A 20,546-nucleotide genomic window follows, 5' to 3' on the forward strand; every position below is an offset into this window, starting at 1 on the left:
ACCGGGCTGTGGGCGACGCATGCAGTCCGGTTTGTCGTTGGATCAGGCGACGAGTTTTTCACCCTTGAGATGGCGTTCGAGGAAGGGCAGGCTGTCCTGTCCCCAATAGAGCTCGTCTTCGTATCGGAACGTCGGGAGCCCGAACACGCCGGCGCTCCTGGCGATCTCGTAATTGGCTTTCCAGGCGGACTGAACGGCCTCGCTCTGGGCTTTTCGCTCCAGTGCGGCACCATCAAAGCCGACAGCATCGGCGATCGCGCGGCGGACATCGGCATTGCCGATGTCTTCGGCACGCGCCCAGAAAGCCTCTTGGAGGGCGCCGGACAGTTTGAGCCAGTCGTCGCCCGCATCGATGGCGGCGATGACCATGAAGCCCGCAGGCGTCGGGTCAGAAAGCCGGGTGCGGTTCTGGAAGTTGAGCGTCTTGCCGCGCAGCGCCGCCCAACGCGTGAGGTCCTTCAGCCAATAGGCCCGGCGCGCCTCCGGCCGGTTGCGTGAATAGATTGCGCCATTGTCCTCGATCAGCGGAATGACATAGGGGCGAATGGATGCCCCATGCTGGTGGGCGAGGGCCACGAACGGTTCGAGGCCGATGAAGGCCCAGGGCGAGCCTATGCCAAAGAAGTAATCGATGGTTTTCGTCATGCTGAAACAGTCTCGAAAGATTTGGTCGAATGGATTGCCGCGTCGAACACGGAGAGCGCACAATCGCGGGCGACGAGGACCGCCTGCGGATCGCGTCCCACCGCCACCGTGGCCAGCGCTCCCTCGTAAAGCAAAGCAAGATGCGCCGCGGCCTGGTCCGGCTTGACGTCGACCCTTGACATGATGTCGCGGAAAATGTCTCCGACCATCTTCTTATGCGTTCGCGCGACGGAGACGACCCGCTCGGAATCGCCGTGCTCGGCAACGGCGAGCGCAAACGCGCAGCCGCGGAATTCCGGGCTATCGGCCTTCTCGTAGAGGCGCTCGAAAATCAGCTTGAGCTGGCTTCTCGGGGATTCTTCTCTCTCCAATGCTTCTTGAAGGGAACGAATGACCCGGTCGTGGCGATCCTGGAGATAGGCGGCAACGAGATGATCCTTGGAAGGGAAGTGGCGATAGAGCGTCGCCTTGGCGACATTCGCCACCTCGATGATGCGATCTATGCCGACGGCACGGATGCCTTCGCGATAAAAGAGCGCGCTGGCGGCTGAAAGGATCTGATCTGATATGGGTTCTTTCATCTGATTGCTTTGGGTTGAGAATGCTTTTCAGAATCTGCGGGAGATTCGTAGGGTTGCGGACAAGGCCTGAATCCTGACGGATGCAATCCATTGTTAAGCGACTGCGGCATCGAATGGACGAGAGATCGTTCCGGTACGCTCGCGACACGGGGTGCGCCAGGCGATTTGTTTCCGTTGTTACCGAGCCATTTGCTTGTTGCTCCCTTCCAATTCGCACCGTTCGCCCCGCTCACGGCGGAACCCACCCAACATCCGGAGTCTCACTATAACGACTAAATCGCCGAGAGAAAGACAGGTCGTTCCTTTCCTACTATATTTATAGAAAATGCTTTGCCTAGAGCTTTTTTGGTGGACGAATATTTTTCGTGGTTGAGCGGAACTGTGCGAATGAAGAGGATACCGCCCTGCTGAAGATCGAGGTGATCGAACTGTCGCAGCACGCGGCCGGCCTGTTCTTCTGAGATCCGGAGAGCGTCAAGGCGCTCAACAAAAGAGCGGTGGAATCTGGCTTCGTCGTCTTCGCCACGCCCACCTGCAAGGCGAGCTATACCGGCCTGCTCAAGGCCTTTCTCGGACCGCTGCGATACGGGTGGGCTCAAGGGTGCGATAGCGATCACGGTCTGCACCGGCGGTGCGCCCGACCATTGGCGCGCACCGAACCATACTTTGCGGCCGCTGCTGGTCGAGCTCGGCACCAGCGTGCCGACTGCCAGCCTCTATCTCGTCACCTCGCAATTCGACCGCAAAGACGAGATCGTCGCCAAGTTCATCGACGCCGAGCGCCACTGGCTGTTCGGCGCCGCCCACGGGCTTGAGCCGGCGGCGAAGGACCGCCCCTGAGAAGATGGTCGCGAAGTCAGTGGTGACGGGCCTGTGGCGTCTTTCCGACGGCAGTCCTTATACCCTCAGAAACAGCGGTGACGTCCAGACACGCGACTGATCGACCTGCCGGGCGGTGATGAACAGCGGATGCTCGCGCCCTTCTTCAAGGCCTAGCGTTGAAATGTCGATGGCGCCGCTTACGTCCCGCGGCAGAGCACTTTCCGTGATGCAGTCCAGGGTAAGTCGAAGCTCCACGCCGGGCAGATCGAGCACGATCTCGCCTTTGGACAGCAATTCGTCTCCCAACACGGCGAGATGAGCCGTCGGCTGGTCGATATGCGGTGGCGGGTCGAGCGGGTCGCCGACTTTTATATAGCCGTAGAGATTGGCGTGCACCTCGATCCGCGCACCGGCAAGATCGGAGATTGAAAGTTCGACGCCATCCACATCGCCGTGAGTCGCGGATTGGAAGCCGATGGTTGTCGCATCCTTCCGCCAGGCGCATTGTTCGGGGTGATCGAAACCGATGCCGCGATGGCCGAGCAAGGCGGTGCCTCTGACCTCGATTTCGCCCTGCCAATAGGCGGCACGATAACGGTCTTTGATGCGCGCGCCCCCGAACCGGAGACGCAGGCGTCGACTGGAGAAGCCGGCCTCCCGATGCAGGTTCCGCATCCAGATGCAGCGATCAGCATCATAAAGGCTGATGTCTTCCCAGCCCCTGTCGCCCAGCAGCCGGTACATGAGCGGCTGAGCGGGGTCGGCGTCGACGACCTCTCCCATCCAGTATTTGCCGAACCGCAGGCTGGCAAAGCTGCGCTCGCCTGTGGTGGCGAAAGTCCGCCGGGCGCGGAGTGCTAGCCCGACCGAGGCTCGGTCCAAGGATTCGGCGAATAGGCCCGTAAGGCCGCCACGCGAGCCGAACACGGCCGTGGCCGGTGCGCCGCCACCGCAGCGGCCCTGGTGCTCGTCGCTGGCGGCGGAGGCACCCAGCCGATGGCCGCGGCTGAGCGCGTCGACATAGTTCCAGTGAAACTGGCCCCAGGCCGAGGTGATTTCCGTCAGGCGTTCCAGTTCGGGATGATGCCAGTCGAAAATGCAGCGCCGGCCGCCGACATGCGGGATCATCAGAAGTCCCTCCGGATCGTCGGCATAGGCTGTCCAGAGGTCATCGACCGGCCAGACGCCCGGGCGGATCGCGCCGGCAGTGAATTCGTTCCATTCGAAGGAACGCACGCTGCGGCCCTCATCGTCGAACGGGAAACGGGGTTTGCCGTCACGCAGGAAGATGACGTTGCGGTCGCCGCCGGCGGCGGAATTGCCGCACCATTCGGTGCCGGGATAGCAGACGAACCGGCCTGGTTCGTTCAATTCACCGATCAGGGCGACGGCCTCGTTCCACTTGGCTTCGGTGATGTTGAAGTCGTTGACCGTATAGCCGACGATGTCGAGGCCGGCGATGTCGCGACCGTAGCTCAGATTGTAATAAGTGTCATTGGTGCCGACGGTGTCCTCGGAATGGACATGGAGATCGGCGTAGTAGGGGCGAAAGCCATCAGTGGATGGTTCTACCTGAACAAAGGCCGTTGCCGGCTCGACCGGAATACCCTTCGCCTTTGCCTGCAGCTGCCATTCGCCGTCCTCTGCGAGTGACAAGGGCAATTGCGCCATCGCCCAGCCGTTGGATGCGAATGCCAGGGTTTCCGTCCTGGTGGCGGAAACATCGGGGCCGGTCAGAACGAGCTGCCCATCGATTTGGCGGTCGCGGCAGGTATTGCCCCAGATATCGTCGACGCGGGCAAGAACCCGGATGGGCGCATTCGGCTCGCTGAGGCGCGGTGCAATCAGGCTGACCGCGTGCGGCGCGCCGGGCACGATCTCAAGCATGCAATCGCCGGGGACTTCGGCGAATTTCGAACTGCCGAGCGGGTCGATGAACATGCGGAAGCGGAAGGATTTCTCGACGAAAGTCTGCACACGCGTGCCCGCTYCGCCCTGCCGGCGGTCGCCGAGCCGGATGACGATGCGGTCGCCGGTATTGAGATAGCCGTCGACCACGTCGATGATGACAGCCTTCTGGAAGGGGCGCTCATGGCCTTTCTGATCAAACCGCACTTTTAGCGCCCGTACCGTCGATGGGCTCTGGCCGGGAAACAGCGTGCTGGCATGATATTCTGCGGAGACATAATTGGCGGCGGCCGGATCGGACGTCTGGAACAGAGCCCAGTCGGAATAGAACTTGAAGGCGAGCTTGAGCCAGCCGCCATCGGCAAGCCCGACCGCGCCGATCTCATAGATCAGGGTCAGCTCGGTCCATTCGCCTGCCGTCAATATCTTGCGGTCGCAGGTCAGCCGGCCGAGGAACGGCAGGGATTTGATGTGATCATAGAGGCCATCAGGCGCAACAGTCTGCCCAGCCGCCGGCCGGCGGTTCGAATTCGTCAACATTGCAATGACCTCTTATTGTCCACGCCAGCTTTCGTAGCGGCGCTCGATACGTCGGAACACCAGGCTCTCCATCAGCCAGGCGATCAGTCCAATCAGCGACACGCCGAGCAGCACTTCGCTGGAGTTTCCGGTCTGGCCACCCATCGCCACCATCCAGCCGATGCCCTGCGAAGCGCCGATCATCTCGGCGGCGACCAGCGCCCGCCAGGCCTGCGAAAAGCCGATTCGGAGCGCGGTGGTGATGAAGGGAAGAGAGGCCGGGAGATAGACATGGCGCAGAAGCTGAAGCCGGTTTGCACCCAATGTCCTGGCCGCGCGTATTTCTCCGCCCTGGATGGTGAGCACGCCTTCCTGGATCGTCGCGGCCATCGGGAATACGGCGGCGATGAAGATCACCACGGCAATCGACAGATAGCCCAGGCCGAAAAAAATCATCGACAGCGGCGCCCAGGCGATTGGCGGTATCGCCATGAACAGGCTGTTGAGCGGCCCTATGAAGGCGCGGAACCCGGATGACAGCGCCGCCCCCGTGCCGATGGCCAAAGCGACGATCGTTGCCGCCGCAAAGCCGCCGATCTCGCGCAGCAGGCTCGCATACAATTGCCACCAGAGATCTCCCGAACCGATCCAGCGGCCGGCCTCGATGGCCACGTCCCAAGGTTGCGGCAGGACATAGGATGGCACCCGGCTGGCGGCCAGGCACCAGACGAGCCCGAGAGCCGGAAGCGAAGCCCAGCTCCAGGAGGGTCTTGGCCAAGTAACTAATCCCGACATCTCAACCTGCTCAGTTCTGTGCGCCGGTTGCCCGAGCCCAAAGGCGCGTGTCGATGACGTCTTCGGCCTTCAAAGGCTTGGAGAGAAAGCTGAGTGCCAGGGAATAGTCCATGAGACGCTGGATGAAGGCGCGATCGGTATCTTCGATCGCATCGGACCAGCCGAGCCGCTTGCGCGCCTCCGCCACGATTTGCTCGGCGGGCACCGTCTTGCCGTCCGCTGACTGCACGGCTCGGAGCTTGAAAGCCTCGGCGATGATACGGTCGGCTTCTGCAGGGTGATCGTGCAGGAAGGCGATTGCCTTGTGATGGGCGCGCAGCAGCTTGACGATATCGTCCGGCCGCTCGCTGGCGACCTTGCGGGTCGACGCAATCACGTACCAGGGATAGTGCGGCAGGGCCTCGTTGACATCGAAGACCACCCGTCCGGTGCCGCGCAGCACCGACTGGCTGACGAAGGGCTCCCATTCGAAGACGGCGTCGACCACGCCGGTGTCGAGCGCCGCGTTCATGTTGACGACCGGCATGTTGGAAAGCTGCAGATCCTTATCCGGATCGAGCTTGGCGACGTCCTTGAGCACATAGCCACGCAACAGCACATCCATGCCGCTGCCGCGATTGACGCCGGCCAGCCGCTGCCCCCTGAAGTCGGCAAGGCTGCGGATCGGGCCGGATGCCTTGGCGACGAGCGCAGCCTGGCCGTAATTGACCTTGGCGATAATGACACTGTCGAGCCCACGCGCGAACCATTGGTAGACCGGTGGAGCGCCGACATAGGCAATGTCGACATCGCCCGAGGCCACGGCCTGCTGGATGACCGGCCCGTCGCCGAATTGCTTGAGCTCGACGGTCAATCCCTCTTCTTTGAAATAGCCCTTCTTCTCGGCGATCAGGACGGGCGCATTGGCCATGGCCGAAACCCAGCCGATGCGTAATGGCGGCGACTCTGCCGCCGGGGCCGGCGCGGCGGCCAGCAAGGTTACTGTCGCGGCAAGGATCGCCTTCCTGACTGTACTAAAGGCTGACATGCTGACGTGCTCCTGATTGTTCGAGGCGGGTGGGCCTTCCTGTTTGGGTGATGGCGCCGATCCGGCGCATGAGCTGATCGCCGTAATCGGCAAAGCGTGGCGAACTGCGGACTTTGTTGCGGTCTCGCGGGCGCGGCAGATCGATCGGGAATTCGCTATCGATACCGTCCGGCGGCAGGCCGAGAACGACGACGCGATCGGCGAGGAAGATGGCCTCGTCGATGTCATGGGTGATGAAGACGATGGTCTGGCCGAGTTCCGACCAGAGCCGCAGCAGTTCCTCGTTCATGTGGATGCGGGTGATGGCGTCAAGTGCGGCGAATGGCTCGTCCATCAAGAGAATATCGGGCTCGAGCGCCAGCGTGCGGGCAAGCGCGACCCTCTGGCGCATGCCACCCGACAATTGATGCGGGAGATCGGCGGCATTCTTCTCCAGCCCGACGAGCGAGAGATAGTGCAGGGCCTTCCGGCGCTGTTCGGCTATGCTTGTCTTGCCGGCCATTTTGAGCCCGAAGCGCACATTGTCCTCGACAGACAGCCAGGGAAAGAGGTTGGCGGTCTGGAAGACATAGCCGAGCGCCGGCATTTCCGGAAAGACCGGCTGGCCATTGATGGAGATCGTTCCCGATGTCGGCTTGAGGAAGCCGGAGAGCAGATTGAGCATCGTCGACTTGCCGCAGCCGGACGGCCCGAGCAAGGCAAGGAATTCGCCCCGTTTCACCTTCAGCGAAAAGTTCCTGAACACGTCGCGGCCATTGTTGTAGGCAAAGCTGACGGCATCCGCCGAGAGGACGGGTGTTGAGCGCAAAGGAGTAATGGCCTGCATAGACGACTAATTCCATAGACAAAGACATGATGAATAATACATTTTAATACAAGTATGGCAAGCGCCCGCATCGACAGCGGCTAAAATCCCCGGTATGAACGGCCCAACCACTGAAATCCTCGCTATTGAAACCATCGAATGCCAATCGTCAGGGACAATGCCACCTCGCTCTACCGGCAGATCGCCGGCACGTTGCGCGATGAAATTCTGAGCGGCCGATTCGAGCCCTCCGGCAGGCTGCCGTCAGAAGCGGAGATCGGGGCGCGGTTCGCGGTCAGCCGGGTAACTGTTCGGCTGGCATTGGACGAGCTTGCAAGAAATGGGTTGATCGAGCGGCGCAAGGGCAAGGGCACCTATGTCGCCGGCAAGGAAGTTCGGCATGAACTCGACGCGCTCCGAAGCTTCCACGAATCCCTCATTCTGCAGGGCTTGAACGCCAGTATGCGGATTCTTTCTCTCGACAAGGTGAAAACACCCGACAGGATCGCCACAGCCTTCGGCGCCGGATGGGAGACTTGCCTTGCTCTCGATCGTCTTCATCTCGTGGACAATGAACCGATTGCCCTGGGGCGAACTTTTCTGCCGGCGAGGTTAGCGGCTTTGTCGCGCGAGGAAATCGAAGCGCGCCCAGCCTACGCGATCGTCGCCGCGTTTTTCGGGCTCGATGTCGAGCGCGCGCAGGTGATGATCGGTGCGCAAACTGCCGATCCTGAACTCGAGGCAATCCTCGACGTTTCGAAAGGGGCAGCGCTGCTCGTGATGGAGCGCACGTCGTGGTTCACCGACGGCACGCCAGCGGAACGCTCGACCTTCTATGTCCGCACGGAGCGATATCGGTTCGTCATGAACAGCATCTTCCGATAGGAGTGCGGTGAGCCGAACATGCCCCTCAAGCGCAGGTCGTCTTCCAGGTTTGCAACCAGGTCGTTCGATCGACTTTACCCAAATCAAGCCACTTTCAGGTCCCGCAGCCTAAGAATCATTGCGTGCGAGCCGTGGGGCTGTCTCCTCGATTTTCTCGCGAGGGAGCTGTCTGCTACCTAGAGATTCCATCTGTCCAATTCAAGAAAATCTTTTTGAAACAGCTGGATAGAGCTAAATCGTCTTCTCGCCCCGGTTGATATTGCCGGCACGCTTATTTTCCATCTTGCACGTTCCGCGCAAATCTGTTCCTTTTGTACATAAAATCGATAGATAATATATATATGAGAACGCGGGAGTGTCGGATGCCATACAAACTGAGTTTGCTTGATAAATCCCCGGTTGCGCCAGGGTTGAATGCGAGCGACGCTTTGATCGCCACCATCACTTATGCGCGGCGCGCGGAGGAGCTCGGCTATCACCGTTTCTGGCTGGCCGAACATCACAACGTCCCTGTGCTTGCCAGTTCGGCGCCGGAGGTTTTGATCGCCTATATCCTCGCCAGGACCAGCAAAATCCGGGTTGGCTCCGGCGGCGTCATGCTCCGGCATTACAGCCCCTACAAAGTCGCCGAAAACTTCAATCTGCTTGCGAGCCTGGCGCCCGGGCGGGTCGATCTCGGCATCGGCAAGGCGCCGGGTGGCTTTCCCGCCGCAACCAAAGCGCTGCAGGCCTATTTCGATCCTTCGCGCAAGGCCAGCTTCGAGGCGCAGATCGCCGATCTGAGCAAATTCCTGGCCTTGCCGTCAGGCAAGACTCAGCCTGAACTGCTTGCCCAGCCGACGCCGCCGGTTCCGGCGGAAAAATTCCTGCTCGGCGCCAGCGTCGAGAGCGCCGAGCTTGCGGCCCGCTACGGCTGGCAACTGGTGTTTGCCGGCCATATGAACGGTGATGTTGTCAATCTCCGTGAGACCTTCGCGACATATCGCCGGCTGACCGGACGGGCGCCTCTGCTTGCGCTTGCTGCCCTCGCAGCCGAAACCACGGAAGCCGCGAAGAGCCGGGTCAACGCTTTCCGCATCGTCAAGGTATTTCTGCCGGATGGTCAGTCGGTCAATGTGACGACCGAAGAGCAGGCGGCCGAATTTGCGCGCCAGTCGGGCTTCGACACGTTCCGCACCGAAGAGAAGACGCCCGACATCATCTACGGTTCGTCGGACGACGTGCGCGCCCGGCTGGATGCGCTGCATCGCGAATTCGGTGTCGAGGAATTCGTCATCGAGACGCCCGCCGTCAATGCGCTCGACCGCCTCGCCTCCATCGAACTGATTGCCAAGCAGGGCGTCGCGCTTGCCGCCTGAGCGGTGTGAAGGGAGAACTCCAATGACACAACGCAAGATCAATTTTGGTATCATGCTGCAAGGCCCCGGCGGACATATGAATGCCTGGCGGCATGAGAGCGTGCCGGCCGATGCCAGCGTCAATTTCGGCTTCTTCGTCGACAAGGCGCGCCAGGCGGAAGCGGCCGGCATCGCCTTCGCCTTTGTCGCGGACGGGCTCTATATCAACGACAAATCCATTCCGCATTTCCTCAACCGGTTCGAGCCGATCTCCATCCTCTCGGCGCTTGCAGCCTCGACCTCGAAGATCGGCCTGGTGGGAACGGTCTCGACGTCCTACAGCGATCCTTTCACGCTCGCCCGCCAGTTCGCCTCACTCGACCGGATCAGCGGCGGCCGCGGCGGCTGGAATGCGGTGACGACGCCGCTCGAAGGCACCGCGCGCAACTATAGCCGCGAACATCCCGAACACGGCCTGCGCTACGAGATCGCTGAGGAATATATCGACGTCGTCAAGGGCCTCTGGGATTCCTGGGACGACGACGCCTTTGTTCGCGATCGCGAGAGCGGCCGTTTCTTCGACCGCGACAAGCTTCATACGCTCAACCACAACGGCCGCTTCTTCCGGGTCGAAGGGCCGCTCAATGCCGGCCGCTCGCAGCAGGGCCAGCCGCTGGTCTTCCAGGCGGGCTCATCCGACTCGGGCATCAGGCTGGCGGGCAAGCATGCCGATGCCGTCTTCACCGGCGGCGGCACGATCGAGGAAGGCAAGATCTTCTATCGGCAGGTCAAGCAGAGCGCCGTGGCCCAGGGCCGCAGCGCCGATGATGTCAAGATCTTCCCCGGCATAGGTCCGGTCATCGGCCGGACGCAGGAAGAGGCGAATACCAAGTTCGACGTCATCCGCAATCTCGTCACCATCGAGGAGGCGCTGCTCTATCTCGGCCGTTTCTTCGACCACCACGATTTCCGCAACTATCCGCTCGACGCGCCATTCCCGGAACTTGGCGATATCGGCAAGAACAGTTTTCGCGCCACCACCGATCGTATCAAACGCATCGCCCGCGAAAAGGGTCTTACCCTGCGCGAGATCGCGCTCGACGTCACGACGCCGCGCACCGACTTCATCGGCACGCCGGAGCATGTGGCGGACGAGCTCATCCGCTGGATCGAAGAGGATGCGGCCGACGGCTTCATCCTCGGCTTCCCCGTGCTGGGCGAAGGTCTCGATGATTTCGTCGAGCATGTCCTGCCGGTCCTCACGGCACGCGGCTACTTCGACCCGGAGCTCGAGGGCAGCACGTTGCGGGCGCATCTCGGTCTGCCCTTCAAGCAAAGCCGCTACGCCGAAACCGGCACGGCGGGGCAGGAAAGGGCGGCACGCGCCTGAGGCGCGTGTTCCAGGGAGCATCCTATGCTTGATACGAAAAGGCCGCCGTCACCCGCCGAACGTCATGTCGCCGACCACATCACGCAGTTCGTCGATCTCAGGCGCGATATCCACCTCAACCCCGAGCTTGCTTTCCAGGAGCGCCGGACGAGCGGCATCGTCACTGCTCTTCTGACCGAATGGGGCTACACGGTCAGCATCGGGATCGGCGGAACCGGGGTCGTTGCGACCCTGACGAAGGGATGCGGCACCCGCCGCCTCGGCATTCGCGCCGATATGGATGCCCTTCCGATCGAGGAGGAGACGGGGCTTGCCTATGCGAGCAGCAAAARGGGCGTCATGCATGCCTGCGGGCATGATGGTCACACGGCAATTCTCTTGTCTGCCGCCCATGCGCTGGCAGCGCGCGGCGATTTCGACGGCACGCTGACGCTGATCTTCCAGCCGGCCGAGGAGATCGGCGCCGGCGCGCGCCGCATGCTGGACGAGGGATTGTTCGACAAGTTTCCCGTCGACGCGGTGTTCGGCCTGCACAATTGGCCGGGCGTGGCGACCGGTCAGTTCGGCTTCGTCGCAGGGCCTGCCATGGCGTCGGTCGATCAGGCCAATATCCGCATCCTCGGCAAGGGCGGGCATGGCGCCGAACCGCATCGCGGCGTCGATCCGGTTCTCGCCTCCGCCTCGCTGATCATGGCTCTGCAGAGCGTGGTATCGCGGAACGTCGATCCACGCGAGATGGCGGTGGTCACAGTCGGTTCCATTCACGGCGGGCACGCGTCCAACGTCATTCCGGAAAGCGTCGACCTGAAGCTGACCATGCGGGCTTTCAGCGAGTCCGTAAGGCATGTGTTGCAGGAGAGGATACCGGCGCTCGTCCGCGCCCAGGCCGACAGTTTCGGCGCGACGGCGGCGGTGGATTATCGGCTCGGCTTTCCCGTGCTCGTCAACCACGAGGCCGAGACGCGCTTTGCCGAGGACGTCGCCCGCAAGGCCTTCGGTCCGGCTGAGATCGAGCCCGACTTCAAACCGCGCACGGCAAGCGAGGACTTCGCCTTCATGTTGGCGGAGCGGCCGGGCTGCTACCTGTTCGTCGGCAACGGCGACACCGCACCGCTGCACAGCGCCCGCTACGATTTCAATGACGACATCCTGCTTCCCGCCGCCCGCTACTGGGTGCGGCTGGCGGAGACATTTCTCGGATAGATAGCCTGGAGCAAAACCATGAGCGACATCTTCATCTTCACCAGCCCGCTGGATCCGCGCGCCAAGCCGCTTATCGACGACCTGATCCGCGAATATGACGGCCGGTACGGCGATTTCTTCAGCGCCGGCGGTGCTGCGGAGGAATTGAACCGCTATCCGGCCGAGGCATTCGCGCCGCCCTACGGCAATTTTCTGCTTCTCTTCCGCAATGGCGAGACAATCGGCGGCGGAGCATTCAAGCACTATGACGAGCGTACCGCCGAGTTCAAACGGATCTGGACGCGATCCGACCTGCGCCGCCAGGGACTGGCGCGCAAGGTTCTCGTCAAGCTGGAAGTGCAGGCCGCCACGCAGGGCTATAGCCGCGTCTATCTGACGACGGGCTTCCGCCAGCCCGAAGCCGTCGGCCTCTATCTCGGCTATGGCTATACGGCGCTCTTCGATCGCACGGTCGATCCCGAAGTGCACAAGACCCTGCCGTTCGAGAAGGACATCAGCCATCTGGCCAGCGATCCGGACATGCCGTCGCCGGCGGTTCACGCCGTGCCGCCGCATCATCCGACACATGCATGACTTCGGGGGGGAGAACGGCGATGACCTTGGCAACCGACTATTCCAACCAACACGTTCTTGACGGCGACGTCAGCGATTACTCCAGGCTCAAAGTGGTTCCGGCGCGCTATCCGGCGCGGACGATCGGGACCGTCTTTTCGGCTGTCGTCATCGGGCTCGTTCTCTACTCGACCTTTACCAATCCACGCTGGGGCTGGAACGTGTTTGCGCAGTGGTTTTTCGCCGAACCGGTGCTTGCCGGCCTCGGCCGGACCTTGCTGTTGACCCTGCTTGCGACCATAGCCGGCTCGCTACTCGGCGTGGCCTTGGCGCTTGCCCGGGTTTCCCGCTCGCCGCTGCTGGCCGGTCTGTCCTGGGGTTATGTTTGGCTGCTGCGCTCGATCCCGATGATCGTGCTGCTGCTCGTGCTCAACAATCTCGGCTATCTCTACGAAACCATTTCGATTTCCAATCCACTGTCCGGGCAAGTCCTTGTCGCCTATCCGATGGTTGACTTGCTCACGCCGTTCGCGGCCGCTTTCCTGGGGCTGACGCTCAACCAGTCGGCCTTCTTTGCCGAAGTCGTGCGCGGCGGCATTCTTTCCGTCGAGCAGGGGCAGCTCGAGGCCGCAGCGGCCCTGGGCCTGCCGCGTTTCCGGCAGGCGCTCCGGATCGTGCTGCCGCAGGCCATGCGGTCGATCCTTCCCACCGGTTTCAATGAAGTCATCGGCCTCGCCAAGGCCACGTCCATCGTCTACGTGCTCGCGCTACCCGAGCTGTTCTACACCGTGCAGGTGATCTATCGCCGTAATCTCGAGGTCATTCCGCTGCTGATGGTGGCGACCGTCTGGTACCTCGTCATCATGACCGTGCTGTCGGTCATGCAGTATTATATCGAGCGCTATTTCGCCCGCGGCGCCCTCCGCAATCCGCCAAGGCTGCCCTTCCAGGCCTATTTCGCGCGCCGTCAGGTCGAGCGGCAGAACAGGATCAGTGCGATTGCTTCCGCCAAGCGCACCGACACGTTCCACCTCCGGCCGGGCGCCGCCATCCATGTCGAGCGCGTCAGCAAGAGTTTCGGTCCGCTCAAAGTGCTGGATACCGTGGATCTCCGTCTTGCGCCGGGCAGCGTCACCGCCATCCTCGGGCCGTCGGGTTCCGGCAAATCCACCTTGCTGCGCACCATCAACCATCTCGAACGCGTCGATCAGGGCTTCGTGTCGGTTGACGGCCAACTGGTCGGCTATCGTCGCAAGGGCAATACGCTGTTCGAGCTCAAGGAGCACGACATTCTCGAGCGGCGCGCCGATATCGGCATGGTGTTCCAGAACTTCAACCTCTTTCCGCATCTCACCGTGCTCGAAAACCTGATCGAGGCGCCGGTCCAGGTGCGCAAGCTGCCGCGCGACGAGGCCGTGGCGCTGTCGCTCGATCTGCTGGCGCGGGTCGGGCTGTCCGACAAGGTGCATGCCTATCCGCGGCAATTGTCGGGCGGGCAGCAGCAGCGCGTGGCGATTGCCCGGGCACTGGCGCTGAAGCCGAAGGTCATATTGTTCGATGAGCCGACATCGGCGCTCGATCCGGAACTGGTCGGGGAAGTGCTCGATGTCATCAAGGATCTCGCCCGCACGGGAACGACGCTCGTCATCGTCACCCATGAAGTGGGCTTCGCCCGCGAAGTGGCCGACCGCATCATCTTCATGGAGGCCGGCCGCGTCGTCGACAGCGGCACGCCGCAGCATATTTTCAGCGGCGATGCCCACCCCCGCACACAGGAATTCCTCGCCAAGGTTCTCTGAACCGAACGTGACGAAGGCTGACATACAATCTCTGCTGCAACCCTGAGAAAAGGAAATCGGAAATGTCAATTAAAAATAAGTATCGTTCCGCTGCGATCATCGCCTTTGCCGCCCTTGGCATCGGTGCCGCGCATGCCGCCGAAAAATTCGATCTCAGCCCGGATACCAGCAAGCGCGTCCGTGCCGAGAAGGACCCGGCTGCGATCGCGGCAATCGCGTCCGAGTTCAAATTCGCCCAGCCCGGCAAGTTCACGGTCGCCATTTCGCCCTGGGAGCCGCCGATCGGAACCTATGCTTCCGATGCCAAGACCGTGGTCGGCGCCGATCCGGACCTTGCGCAACTGGTGGCGGATTCTCTCGGCCTCGAGCTGGAGATTGTACCTGTCGCCTGGGCGGACTGGCCGCTCGGCGTCGCTTCGGGAAAATATGATGCGGTGATCAGCAACGTCACCGTCACCGAGGAGCGCAAGGAGAAGTTCGATTTCTCCACCTACCGGCAGGACGTGCTTGGTTTCTATGTCAAGGCCGACAGCAAGATCACTGCGATCAAGGCGCCGAAGGATGTCGCGGGCCTCAAGGTGATCACCGGCTCGGGCACCAACCAGGAAAAGATCATCCTCGAATGGGACCGCCAGAACAAGGCGGCCGGCCTCGCTCCCATCGAAACGCAGTATTACGATGACCATGCGGCCGCCAATCTGGCCATCCAATCGGGCCGCGCCGATGTGGAATTCAACCCGAATGCGACCCTTGCCTATGAAGCCGCCGTCAAGGGTCAGACCAAGCTGGTGGGCGTCGTCAATGGCGGCTGGCCGCTGACCGCCGAGATCGCCGTGACCACGCGCAAGGATGCAGGCCTTGCCAAAGCCGTGACCATCGCCATCAACGACCTGATCAAGAACGGCAAATATCAGGAAGTCCTCAAGCACTGGAATCTTGAGGCGGAAGCCATCACTGAATCCCGCACCAATCCTCCGGGTCTGCCGAAGAGCGGTTCCTGATCGCCAACGTCGTCCAGGGAGGCGGCGCTGCCGCCTCCCGATCCCCAATTGAGAGGTTTGCATGTCCTTGTTTTCCCAAGCCCGGCCGCTCGCGGCGCTTTGCCTGGCCGTCAGTCTTCTCGTCGCCACGCCGGCGCTGGCAGAAGAGTTCGACCTCAGCCCCGAGCAGCCGCACCGGCTGCACGCGGAGCGCAATCAGGAGGCGATAGCCGCCCTGCCGAAGAACTTTCACTTTGCCGAGGATGGTACGCTGAGCGTCGCGGTGTCGGCATTTCTGCCGCCGATCGCCACCTATGCCACTGATGCTCGCACCGTCGTCGGAGCTGACCCCGATGTCGGCCAGCTGATCGCCGACAGCCTTGGCCTGAAATACAAGCTCGTGCCGGTCGCCTGGCCGGATTGGCCGCTCGGCGTCGCCTCCGGCAAATATGACGCGGTGATTTCCAATGTCGGCGTCACCGAGGAACGCAAGCTGAAATTCGACTTCTCGACCTATCGCCAGGGCCTGCACGGCTTTTACGTGAAGACGTCGAGCCCGATCAGATCGATCAAGGAACCGAAGGATATTGCCGGCCTGCGCATCATCACCTCCTCGGGAACCATCCAGGAGCGGATCCTGCTCGAATGGGACAGGCAGAACAAAGCCAGGGGCCTGAAGCCGGCGGAGCTCCTCTATTTCGACGACGAGGCGCAGGCCGATATCGCACTGGAATCGGGACGCGCCGATGCCAAGTTCGATCCGAATGCCGTTCAGGCCTACCAGGCGGCAACGCTCGGAAAGAAAAGGCTGGTGGGAACGGTGAATGCCGGCTGGCCGCTGACCGCCGATGTCGGCGTCGTCACGCGCAAGGATTCCGGCCTGGCAAAGCCGATCTCGATTGCCATCAACGGCCTGATCGCCAGCGGCAAATACAAGGCGACGCTCGCACGTTGGAACCTGTTGCCGGAATCGGTGGAGGCTTCCAAGGTCAATCCGCCCGGCTTGCCGAAATTTTGAACGCTGACAAAAGGTGAATGACAATGGCGACAGGTGGCCTTTCGCTGCGGAAAATCGGATTTCTGACCCCGGGCAACTATTCGGACGACAATCCCGGGGACGGTATCGAGAAAACGCTCAAGCTGATCGAATTCGGCGAGACGCTGGGCTTTGATACCGCCTGGGTTCGCCAGCGGCATCTGGAGCATGGCATATCGTCCGCTGCCGTGTTTCTGGCGGCGGCCAGCCAGCGGACTGAGGCGATCGATCTCGGTGTCGCCGTGATTCCCCTGGGATATGAGAGCCCGTTCCGCTTGGCCGAGGACCTTGCGACCGTGGATGTGCTGTCGCGCGGCCGGCTGAAGGCGGGGCTGAGCACCGGCAAGCCGCCGCATTATCAGCTCATCGGCGATCGCGTGCATGACGGGGACCCTTCGTCGATCGACTTCACGCATGATCGTGTCCTCAAACTCAAGGAAAACCTCGCGAGCCGCCCTATCGGCGGCGAGGACAGTTTCATCGATACGCCATTCCGCCGCCAGCAGCCGCGGCTCCAACCTCATGCCAGGGGGCTGGCGGACCGGCTATGGTATGGCGGCGGCTCACTGAGATCGGCGGAATGGGCGGGCCGCAACGGCTTCAACCTGCTTCTGAGCAATGTGACAACGGGCGAGGGCACCGACGATTTCCACGAAGCGCAGCTCAACCAGCTTCGCCTATACCGAAAGAGCGGCGGAGAGGGGCGGCCGGTCGAGGTCGGACGCGTCGTCGTGCCGACCGACGGCGCCGACAAGGCGCGCGGGGAAAAATACGCGGCCTATAAGGCGGCGCGTTTCCCGCGCACCCTCCAGCCCAATGGCGACCGACGGACACTCTTTCCTGTCGATCTCGTCGGTTCATCGGAGGAGATCATCGAAGCGCTCAGCAACGATCCCGTGCTTGCCGAAGTCGACGAGCTGCGCCTCGATCTGCCTTATGAATTCGAGGAGGACGAATATATCCAGATCCTCAGCGATTTCCGCAACAGGATCGCCCCCGCCTTGGGCTACTCCGGGGAACACGGTGAACGCTTGAGACGTCTCTCGAACGGATGAAGCTGCAGGCCGAGGGCATGGGCCAAGGCCGCCTTCTATCCTATGCGGCATCGAAATGGACTATGTCAGGTCGGTCGGGACAGGATTCGGCTGAAGGCCACCGCTGATCTCAAGCGCCAACTCCACGAACTCTGGACATCCAGGCCGGTCGTGCCGCTCAGGGGAGAACCTTGTCTTCGTTCAGCCCTGATCGCCGAGATCGAGTTTCCGCGGTTGGGCATGGCGATGACGAAACTCGCCATGCCTCCTGTGAGGGACGGCGAGAGCGGCAGGACGATGCCGCGATTTTCGACGTGAACGCGTTATCCGAAAGCGGGTCAGGTTGATCGCCGATCAAAGTCGGCGTGATCCAACCCGAAATGGCCCAGCGCGATGTCGAGGTTGCGATGGTTCGATTTGAAGAAAGCGTCGAACAGGTCGTCGACGACTGGCTTGCTCGACTCACACTGCAATATCGTCCCGCGTGCGCTTCAGGTAACTGAAAAGGTGCTATTCGCCGACCAGGTCACCGTGACCTGATCGCCGGCATCAAAACGGGTGTCGCCCGAGCTCGGCACGACGACGCGGATTTCGCGATCCAGCGCCTCGATATGGAATGTGGAATTGACCCCCGAGAACATCTTCCTGATCACGCGGCCGGTGAACCCGTTTTCGGATGATGGCGCTGTTTGCTGCATAAGATGCATGCGCTCCGGGCGAACGGCGCTCTGCATCGCCTCGCCCGGTTTGCGGTTCTCTGCGCCGGATACCAGGATCCTCGTTCCGTCAGACATGACCATCGCATCGCCCGCCCACGTGCCGGAAAGAATGTTCGCATCACCCAGGAACGTCGCGGCAAACAGGGTCTGCGGGCGATTGTAGATCGCCTCAGGTTCGCCCTCTTCAACCAGCCGCCCATCCCTGAGGATGCCGATGCGGTCGGCCATCGTCAGCGCTTCTTCCTGGTCGTGGGTGACGAAGATGGTGGTGATGCCGATCTCGCGCTGGATGCGCTTGAGTTCGGCCTGCATGTCGACGCGCAGTGCCTTGTCCAGTGCACCAAGCGGCTCATCGAGAAGCAGCACGCGCGGATTGATGACAAAGGCGCGGGCGAGGGCCACGCGCTGGCGCTGGCCGCCCGAGAGCTGGTGCGGCTTGCGGTCTCCAAGTGTACTGAGTTTGACGAGGTCGAGCGCTGCCCTGACTTTGTCCCGGATCTCGGTCTTCGGCAGGCTGCGCACTTCGAGCCCGAAGGCGATGTTGTCGGTCACGGTCATGTTGGGAAACAGCGCATAATTCTGGAACATCATGCCGATCTGGCGTTTTTCCAGCGGCACACGCTCCACGCTCTCGCCGTCCATCTCGATATGGCCGCTATTGGGGAAATCGAAGCCGGCGATCATCCGGAGCAGCGTCGTCTTGCCGGAGCCCGAAGGGCCGAGCAGCGCATAGAAGCCACCATCGTCGAAACGCACGGAGATGTTGTCCAGCGCCTTGTGGATGCCGAAGCTGCGAGAGAGATTTTTCACCTCGACGCTGGCCATTATTGTTCTCCCCCGAATTTATAGAAGCGCGCGGTGAGCAGCATGATCGCCATCGACACCACGATGATGATGGTCGAGACTGCGTTGATCTCGGGAGTGAAGCCCTTGCGGATCGCCGCATAGATCTCCACCGGCAGCGTCGACTGGCCGGGCGTCGCAAGGAAATAGGAGACGACGAACTGGTCAAACGAGACGGCAAAGGCAAAGAGCGCGCCGGCGATGACGCCGGGCGCGATCCACGGCAGTGTCACCCGCCGGGTCACCTGCCATTGATTGGCGCCGAGAGAGCGTGCCGCCTCCTCTAGTTCCGGCGCGAGCGTCTTCAGCCGCGCATTGACGACGATGATCACGTAAGGCAGCGCCAGCGCTACATGGCCGAGGACGATGGCGTGCAGGCCGCGGCCTATGCCGACGCCGAAGAAGAAGATCAGCATTGCCGTGCCGGTGATCAGCCAGGGAATGGCGATCGGCGGCAGCAGCGCCGCCTGCAACAGAGATTTTCCTGGAAAATCATAGCGATAGAGCGCAAGCGATGCGGCAGTGCCGAGGATCGCTGAAATCACCGTGGTGATGATGGCGATGAACAGGCTGTTCCACGTCGCCGCGATCAGCTGCTCGTTGGCGAAGAAGGCCTGATACCAGACCGTCGACCACTCGATCGGCAGCATGTAGAAGGGCGAGGCGTTGAACGACATCAGCGCCATGATGATGATCGGCAGGTAGAGGAAAAGCAGCAGCAGCCCGACATAGAGCCTGCCAAAGCCGTTGAGCATACGTGTTACCGGGTTCATTGCGCCCTCCGCATGATGGGCGAGGCGGCGGCGAGGATTGCCAGCACGACCGCGAGCAGGATGAAGGAAAGGGCGGCACCCAGCGGCCAGTTGAACACGGCGACAAACTGGTCCTCGATGACGGTGCCGTAGAAGGTGCCGGTGCGGCCACCGAGGATGCGTGGCTCCATGAACGAACCGACTACCGGCACGAAGATCAGCACCGCGCCGGCGACGATGCCCGGAAGCGAAAGCGGCAGGATCAGCCGGTGCAGCACGGTGAAACGCGATGCGCCGAGCGAGCGCGCCGCCTCGATCAGGCTGTCGTCGATCGCCTGCAAGCTGAGATAGCAGGTCAGCACGACGTAGGGCACGTAGGAATGCACAAGCCCGATGATCACCGCCGGATAGGAATACATCAGATCGATATTGATCTTGAAGGGCAGGATGGCATTGAGCAGGGTGTCGAGAATGCCGCCCTCGCGCAACACCATCGCCCAGGAGAAGATGCGCACGAGGCCGTTGCTCCAAAAGGGCAGGATGACCAGCAGGAACACGGCCTCGCGGCTCCGTCCCCGCAGTACCTTGGCCAGTACATAAGCGGCCGGAAAACCGATCACGAGGCACCAGAAGGTCACTTCGAGCCCGAGCCTGAGCGACGCGATGAGCAGCGTTATATAGATATCGCTGCTGAAGAAGGCCCGGTAGTTGGCCAGCGTGAACGACCAGTCGCGGCCGTTCAGCGGCATGCCGCTCATGAAGCTGAAAAACACCATGGCCGACAGCGGCAGGAAGATCGCCAGGATGAGCCAGACATAGGCGGGGAGGAGGAGCGGGACCGCCCGTCTCAATCCCGACCCTGCTGGATCACTTGCCAAATCCGTCATGTTTGCCCTCCCGCCGTCGTCCTGTCA

At 61.8% G+C, this 20,546-nt stretch carries 19 protein-coding genes; 10 read left to right on the forward strand and 9 right to left on the reverse strand.

Translation table 11 applies throughout. The features are described from left to right. Positions 1-42 precede the first annotated feature (42 nt). Both AC1D06_RS21585 and AC1D06_RS21590 read right to left on the reverse strand, forming a co-directional pair. A complete protein-coding gene (locus tag AC1D06_RS21585) occupies positions 43-645 on the reverse strand; it encodes a DsbA family protein (protein WP_477987880.1) in 603 nt (200 codons plus the stop codon). After that, positions 642-1,226, reverse strand: coding sequence for a TetR/AcrR family transcriptional regulator (locus AC1D06_RS21590; RefSeq protein WP_477987881.1), 585 nt, complete (start codon positions 1,224-1,226; stop codon positions 642-644). Before AC1D06_RS21590 ends, AC1D06_RS21585 begins: the two co-directional genes overlap by 4 nt. Before the next feature lie 497 nt (positions 1,227-1,723). On the opposite strand from AC1D06_RS21590, the gene AC1D06_RS21595 reads away from it, so the two are divergent. Further along, positions 1,724-2,041 (forward strand): hypothetical protein, encoded by a 318-nt coding sequence (locus AC1D06_RS21595; RefSeq protein WP_477987882.1) that lies wholly within the window; start codon positions 1,724-1,726, stop codon positions 2,039-2,041. Positions 2,042-2,123: 82 nt separating this feature from the next. On the opposite strand, the gene AC1D06_RS21600 is transcribed toward AC1D06_RS21595, so the two are convergent. From AC1D06_RS21600 to AC1D06_RS21615, 4 genes are read right to left on the reverse strand one after another with little or no spacing between them, the layout of a single operon-like run. Then, positions 2,124-4,496, reverse strand: coding sequence for a hypothetical protein (locus AC1D06_RS21600; protein WP_477987883.1), 2,373 nt, complete (start codon positions 4,494-4,496; stop codon positions 2,124-2,126). Between the two features lie 12 nt (positions 4,497-4,508). Continuing rightward, complete coding sequence (locus tag AC1D06_RS21605; RefSeq protein WP_477987884.1) at positions 4,509-5,270, reverse strand: ABC transporter permease; 762 nt, start codon at positions 5,268-5,270, stop codon at positions 4,509-4,511. A gap of 10 nt (positions 5,271-5,280) precedes the next feature. Further along, positions 5,281-6,297: an ABC transporter substrate-binding protein gene (locus AC1D06_RS21610; protein WP_477987885.1), complete on the reverse strand. Its 1,017-nt coding sequence runs from the start codon at positions 6,295-6,297 to the stop codon at positions 5,281-5,283. Further along, the gene (locus tag AC1D06_RS21615; protein WP_477987886.1) at positions 6,284-7,123 is read right to left on the reverse strand and encodes an ABC transporter ATP-binding protein; all 840 of its coding nucleotides are present in this window, start codon (positions 7,121-7,123) and stop codon (positions 6,284-6,286) included. The genes AC1D06_RS21610 and AC1D06_RS21615 overlap by 14 nt, the downstream gene beginning before the upstream one ends. A gap of 138 nt (positions 7,124-7,261) precedes the next feature. On the opposite strand from AC1D06_RS21615, the gene AC1D06_RS21620 reads away from it, so the two are divergent. The 9 genes from AC1D06_RS21620 to AC1D06_RS21660 all read left to right on the forward strand — a co-directional run bounded on the left by AC1D06_RS21620 (position 7,262) and on the right by AC1D06_RS21660 (position 17,339). After that, the gene (locus AC1D06_RS21620) at positions 7,262-7,987 is read left to right on the forward strand and encodes a GntR family transcriptional regulator (protein ID WP_477987887.1); all 726 of its coding nucleotides are present in this window, start codon (positions 7,262-7,264) and stop codon (positions 7,985-7,987) included. Between the two features lie 362 nt (positions 7,988-8,349). Beyond that, positions 8,350-9,345: an MsnO8 family LLM class oxidoreductase gene (locus tag AC1D06_RS21625; protein ID WP_477987888.1), complete on the forward strand. Its 996-nt coding sequence runs from the start codon at positions 8,350-8,352 to the stop codon at positions 9,343-9,345. A gap of 22 nt (positions 9,346-9,367) precedes the next feature. Continuing rightward, a complete protein-coding gene (locus AC1D06_RS21630) occupies positions 9,368-10,714 on the forward strand; it encodes an LLM class flavin-dependent oxidoreductase (RefSeq protein WP_477987889.1) in 1,347 nt (448 codons plus the stop codon). A gap of 24 nt (positions 10,715-10,738) precedes the next feature. Further along, positions 10,739-11,917: a M20 aminoacylase family protein gene (locus AC1D06_RS21635; RefSeq protein WP_477987890.1), complete on the forward strand. Its 1,179-nt coding sequence runs from the start codon at positions 10,739-10,741 to the stop codon at positions 11,915-11,917. Positions 11,918-11,935: 18 nt separating this feature from the next. Further along, a complete protein-coding gene (locus AC1D06_RS21640) occupies positions 11,936-12,490 on the forward strand; it encodes a GNAT family N-acetyltransferase (RefSeq protein ID WP_477987892.1) in 555 nt (184 codons plus the stop codon). Positions 12,491-12,510: 20 nt separating this feature from the next. Continuing rightward, positions 12,511-14,268: an amino acid ABC transporter permease/ATP-binding protein gene (locus AC1D06_RS21645; protein WP_477987893.1), complete on the forward strand. Its 1,758-nt coding sequence runs from the start codon at positions 12,511-12,513 to the stop codon at positions 14,266-14,268. Between the two features lie 62 nt (positions 14,269-14,330). After that, a complete protein-coding gene (locus AC1D06_RS21650; protein ID WP_477877441.1) occupies positions 14,331-15,269 on the forward strand; it encodes an ABC transporter substrate-binding protein in 939 nt (312 codons plus the stop codon). A gap of 61 nt (positions 15,270-15,330) precedes the next feature. Further along, a complete protein-coding gene (locus tag AC1D06_RS21655; protein WP_477877442.1) occupies positions 15,331-16,266 on the forward strand; it encodes an ABC transporter substrate-binding protein in 936 nt (311 codons plus the stop codon). Between the two features lie 23 nt (positions 16,267-16,289). Then, complete coding sequence (locus AC1D06_RS21660; RefSeq protein WP_477987894.1) at positions 16,290-17,339, forward strand: LLM class flavin-dependent oxidoreductase; 1,050 nt, start codon at positions 16,290-16,292, stop codon at positions 17,337-17,339. Positions 17,340-17,809: 470 nt separating this feature from the next. Here AC1D06_RS21660 and AC1D06_RS21665 read toward each other — a convergent pair whose 3' ends face one another. Genes AC1D06_RS21665 through AC1D06_RS21675 form a run of 3 tightly spaced genes read right to left on the reverse strand, consistent with a single transcriptional unit; the run spans position 17,810 to position 20,519 of the window. Further along, positions 17,810-18,862 (reverse strand): ABC transporter ATP-binding protein, encoded by a 1,053-nt coding sequence (locus tag AC1D06_RS21665; protein ID WP_477987895.1) that lies wholly within the window; start codon positions 18,860-18,862, stop codon positions 17,810-17,812. Further along, the gene (locus AC1D06_RS21670; RefSeq protein ID WP_477877445.1) at positions 18,862-19,653 is read right to left on the reverse strand and encodes an ABC transporter permease; all 792 of its coding nucleotides are present in this window, start codon (positions 19,651-19,653) and stop codon (positions 18,862-18,864) included. The genes AC1D06_RS21665 and AC1D06_RS21670 overlap by 1 nt, the downstream gene beginning before the upstream one ends. Further along, a complete protein-coding gene (locus AC1D06_RS21675; protein ID WP_477877446.1) occupies positions 19,650-20,519 on the reverse strand; it encodes an ABC transporter permease in 870 nt (289 codons plus the stop codon). The genes AC1D06_RS21670 and AC1D06_RS21675 overlap by 4 nt, the downstream gene beginning before the upstream one ends. Positions 20,520-20,546 lie beyond the last annotated feature (27 nt).

The sequence above is a fragment of the Rhizobium sp. P2_G2 genome (assembly GCF_056403555.1).

What these genes read in the sequence shown, in the direction of transcription:
- AC1D06_RS21640 (WP_477987892.1), top strand. Translation starts at nt 11,936, where the DNA reads ATGAGCGACATCTTCATCTTCACCAGCCCGCTGGATCCGCGCGCCAAG.
- AC1D06_RS21665 (WP_477987895.1), bottom strand. Translation starts at nt 18,862, where the DNA reads ATGGCCAGCGTCGAGGTGAAAAATCTCTCTCGCAGCTTCGGCATCCAC.
- AC1D06_RS21615 (WP_477987886.1), bottom strand. Translation starts at nt 7,123, where the DNA reads ATGCAGGCCATTACTCCTTTGCGCTCAACACCCGTCCTCTCGGCGGAT.
- AC1D06_RS21625 (WP_477987888.1), top strand. Translation starts at nt 8,350, where the DNA reads ATGCCATACAAACTGAGTTTGCTTGATAAATCCCCGGTTGCGCCAGGG.
- AC1D06_RS21590 (WP_477987881.1), bottom strand. Translation starts at nt 1,226, where the DNA reads ATGAAAGAACCCATATCAGATCAGATCCTTTCAGCCGCCAGCGCGCTC.
- AC1D06_RS21655 (WP_477877442.1), top strand. Translation starts at nt 15,331, where the DNA reads ATGTCCTTGTTTTCCCAAGCCCGGCCGCTCGCGGCGCTTTGCCTGGCC.
- AC1D06_RS21610 (WP_477987885.1), bottom strand. Translation starts at nt 6,297, where the DNA reads ATGTCAGCCTTTAGTACAGTCAGGAAGGCGATCCTTGCCGCGACAGTA.
- AC1D06_RS21675 (WP_477877446.1), bottom strand. Translation starts at nt 20,519, where the DNA reads ATGACGGATTTGGCAAGTGATCCAGCAGGGTCGGGATTGAGACGGGCG.
- AC1D06_RS21650 (WP_477877441.1), top strand. Translation starts at nt 14,331, where the DNA reads ATGTCAATTAAAAATAAGTATCGTTCCGCTGCGATCATCGCCTTTGCC.
- AC1D06_RS21585 (WP_477987880.1), bottom strand. Translation starts at nt 645, where the DNA reads ATGACGAAAACCATCGATTACTTCTTTGGCATAGGCTCGCCCTGGGCC.
- AC1D06_RS21645 (WP_477987893.1), top strand. Translation starts at nt 12,511, where the DNA reads ATGACCTTGGCAACCGACTATTCCAACCAACACGTTCTTGACGGCGAC.
- AC1D06_RS21605 (WP_477987884.1), bottom strand. Translation starts at nt 5,270, where the DNA reads ATGTCGGGATTAGTTACTTGGCCAAGACCCTCCTGGAGCTGGGCTTCG.
- AC1D06_RS21670 (WP_477877445.1), bottom strand. Translation starts at nt 19,653, where the DNA reads ATGAACCCGGTAACACGTATGCTCAACGGCTTTGGCAGGCTCTATGTC.
- AC1D06_RS21620 (WP_477987887.1), top strand. Translation starts at nt 7,262, where the DNA reads ATGCCAATCGTCAGGGACAATGCCACCTCGCTCTACCGGCAGATCGCC.
- AC1D06_RS21630 (WP_477987889.1), top strand. Translation starts at nt 9,368, where the DNA reads ATGACACAACGCAAGATCAATTTTGGTATCATGCTGCAAGGCCCCGGC.
- AC1D06_RS21660 (WP_477987894.1), top strand. Translation starts at nt 16,290, where the DNA reads ATGGCGACAGGTGGCCTTTCGCTGCGGAAAATCGGATTTCTGACCCCG.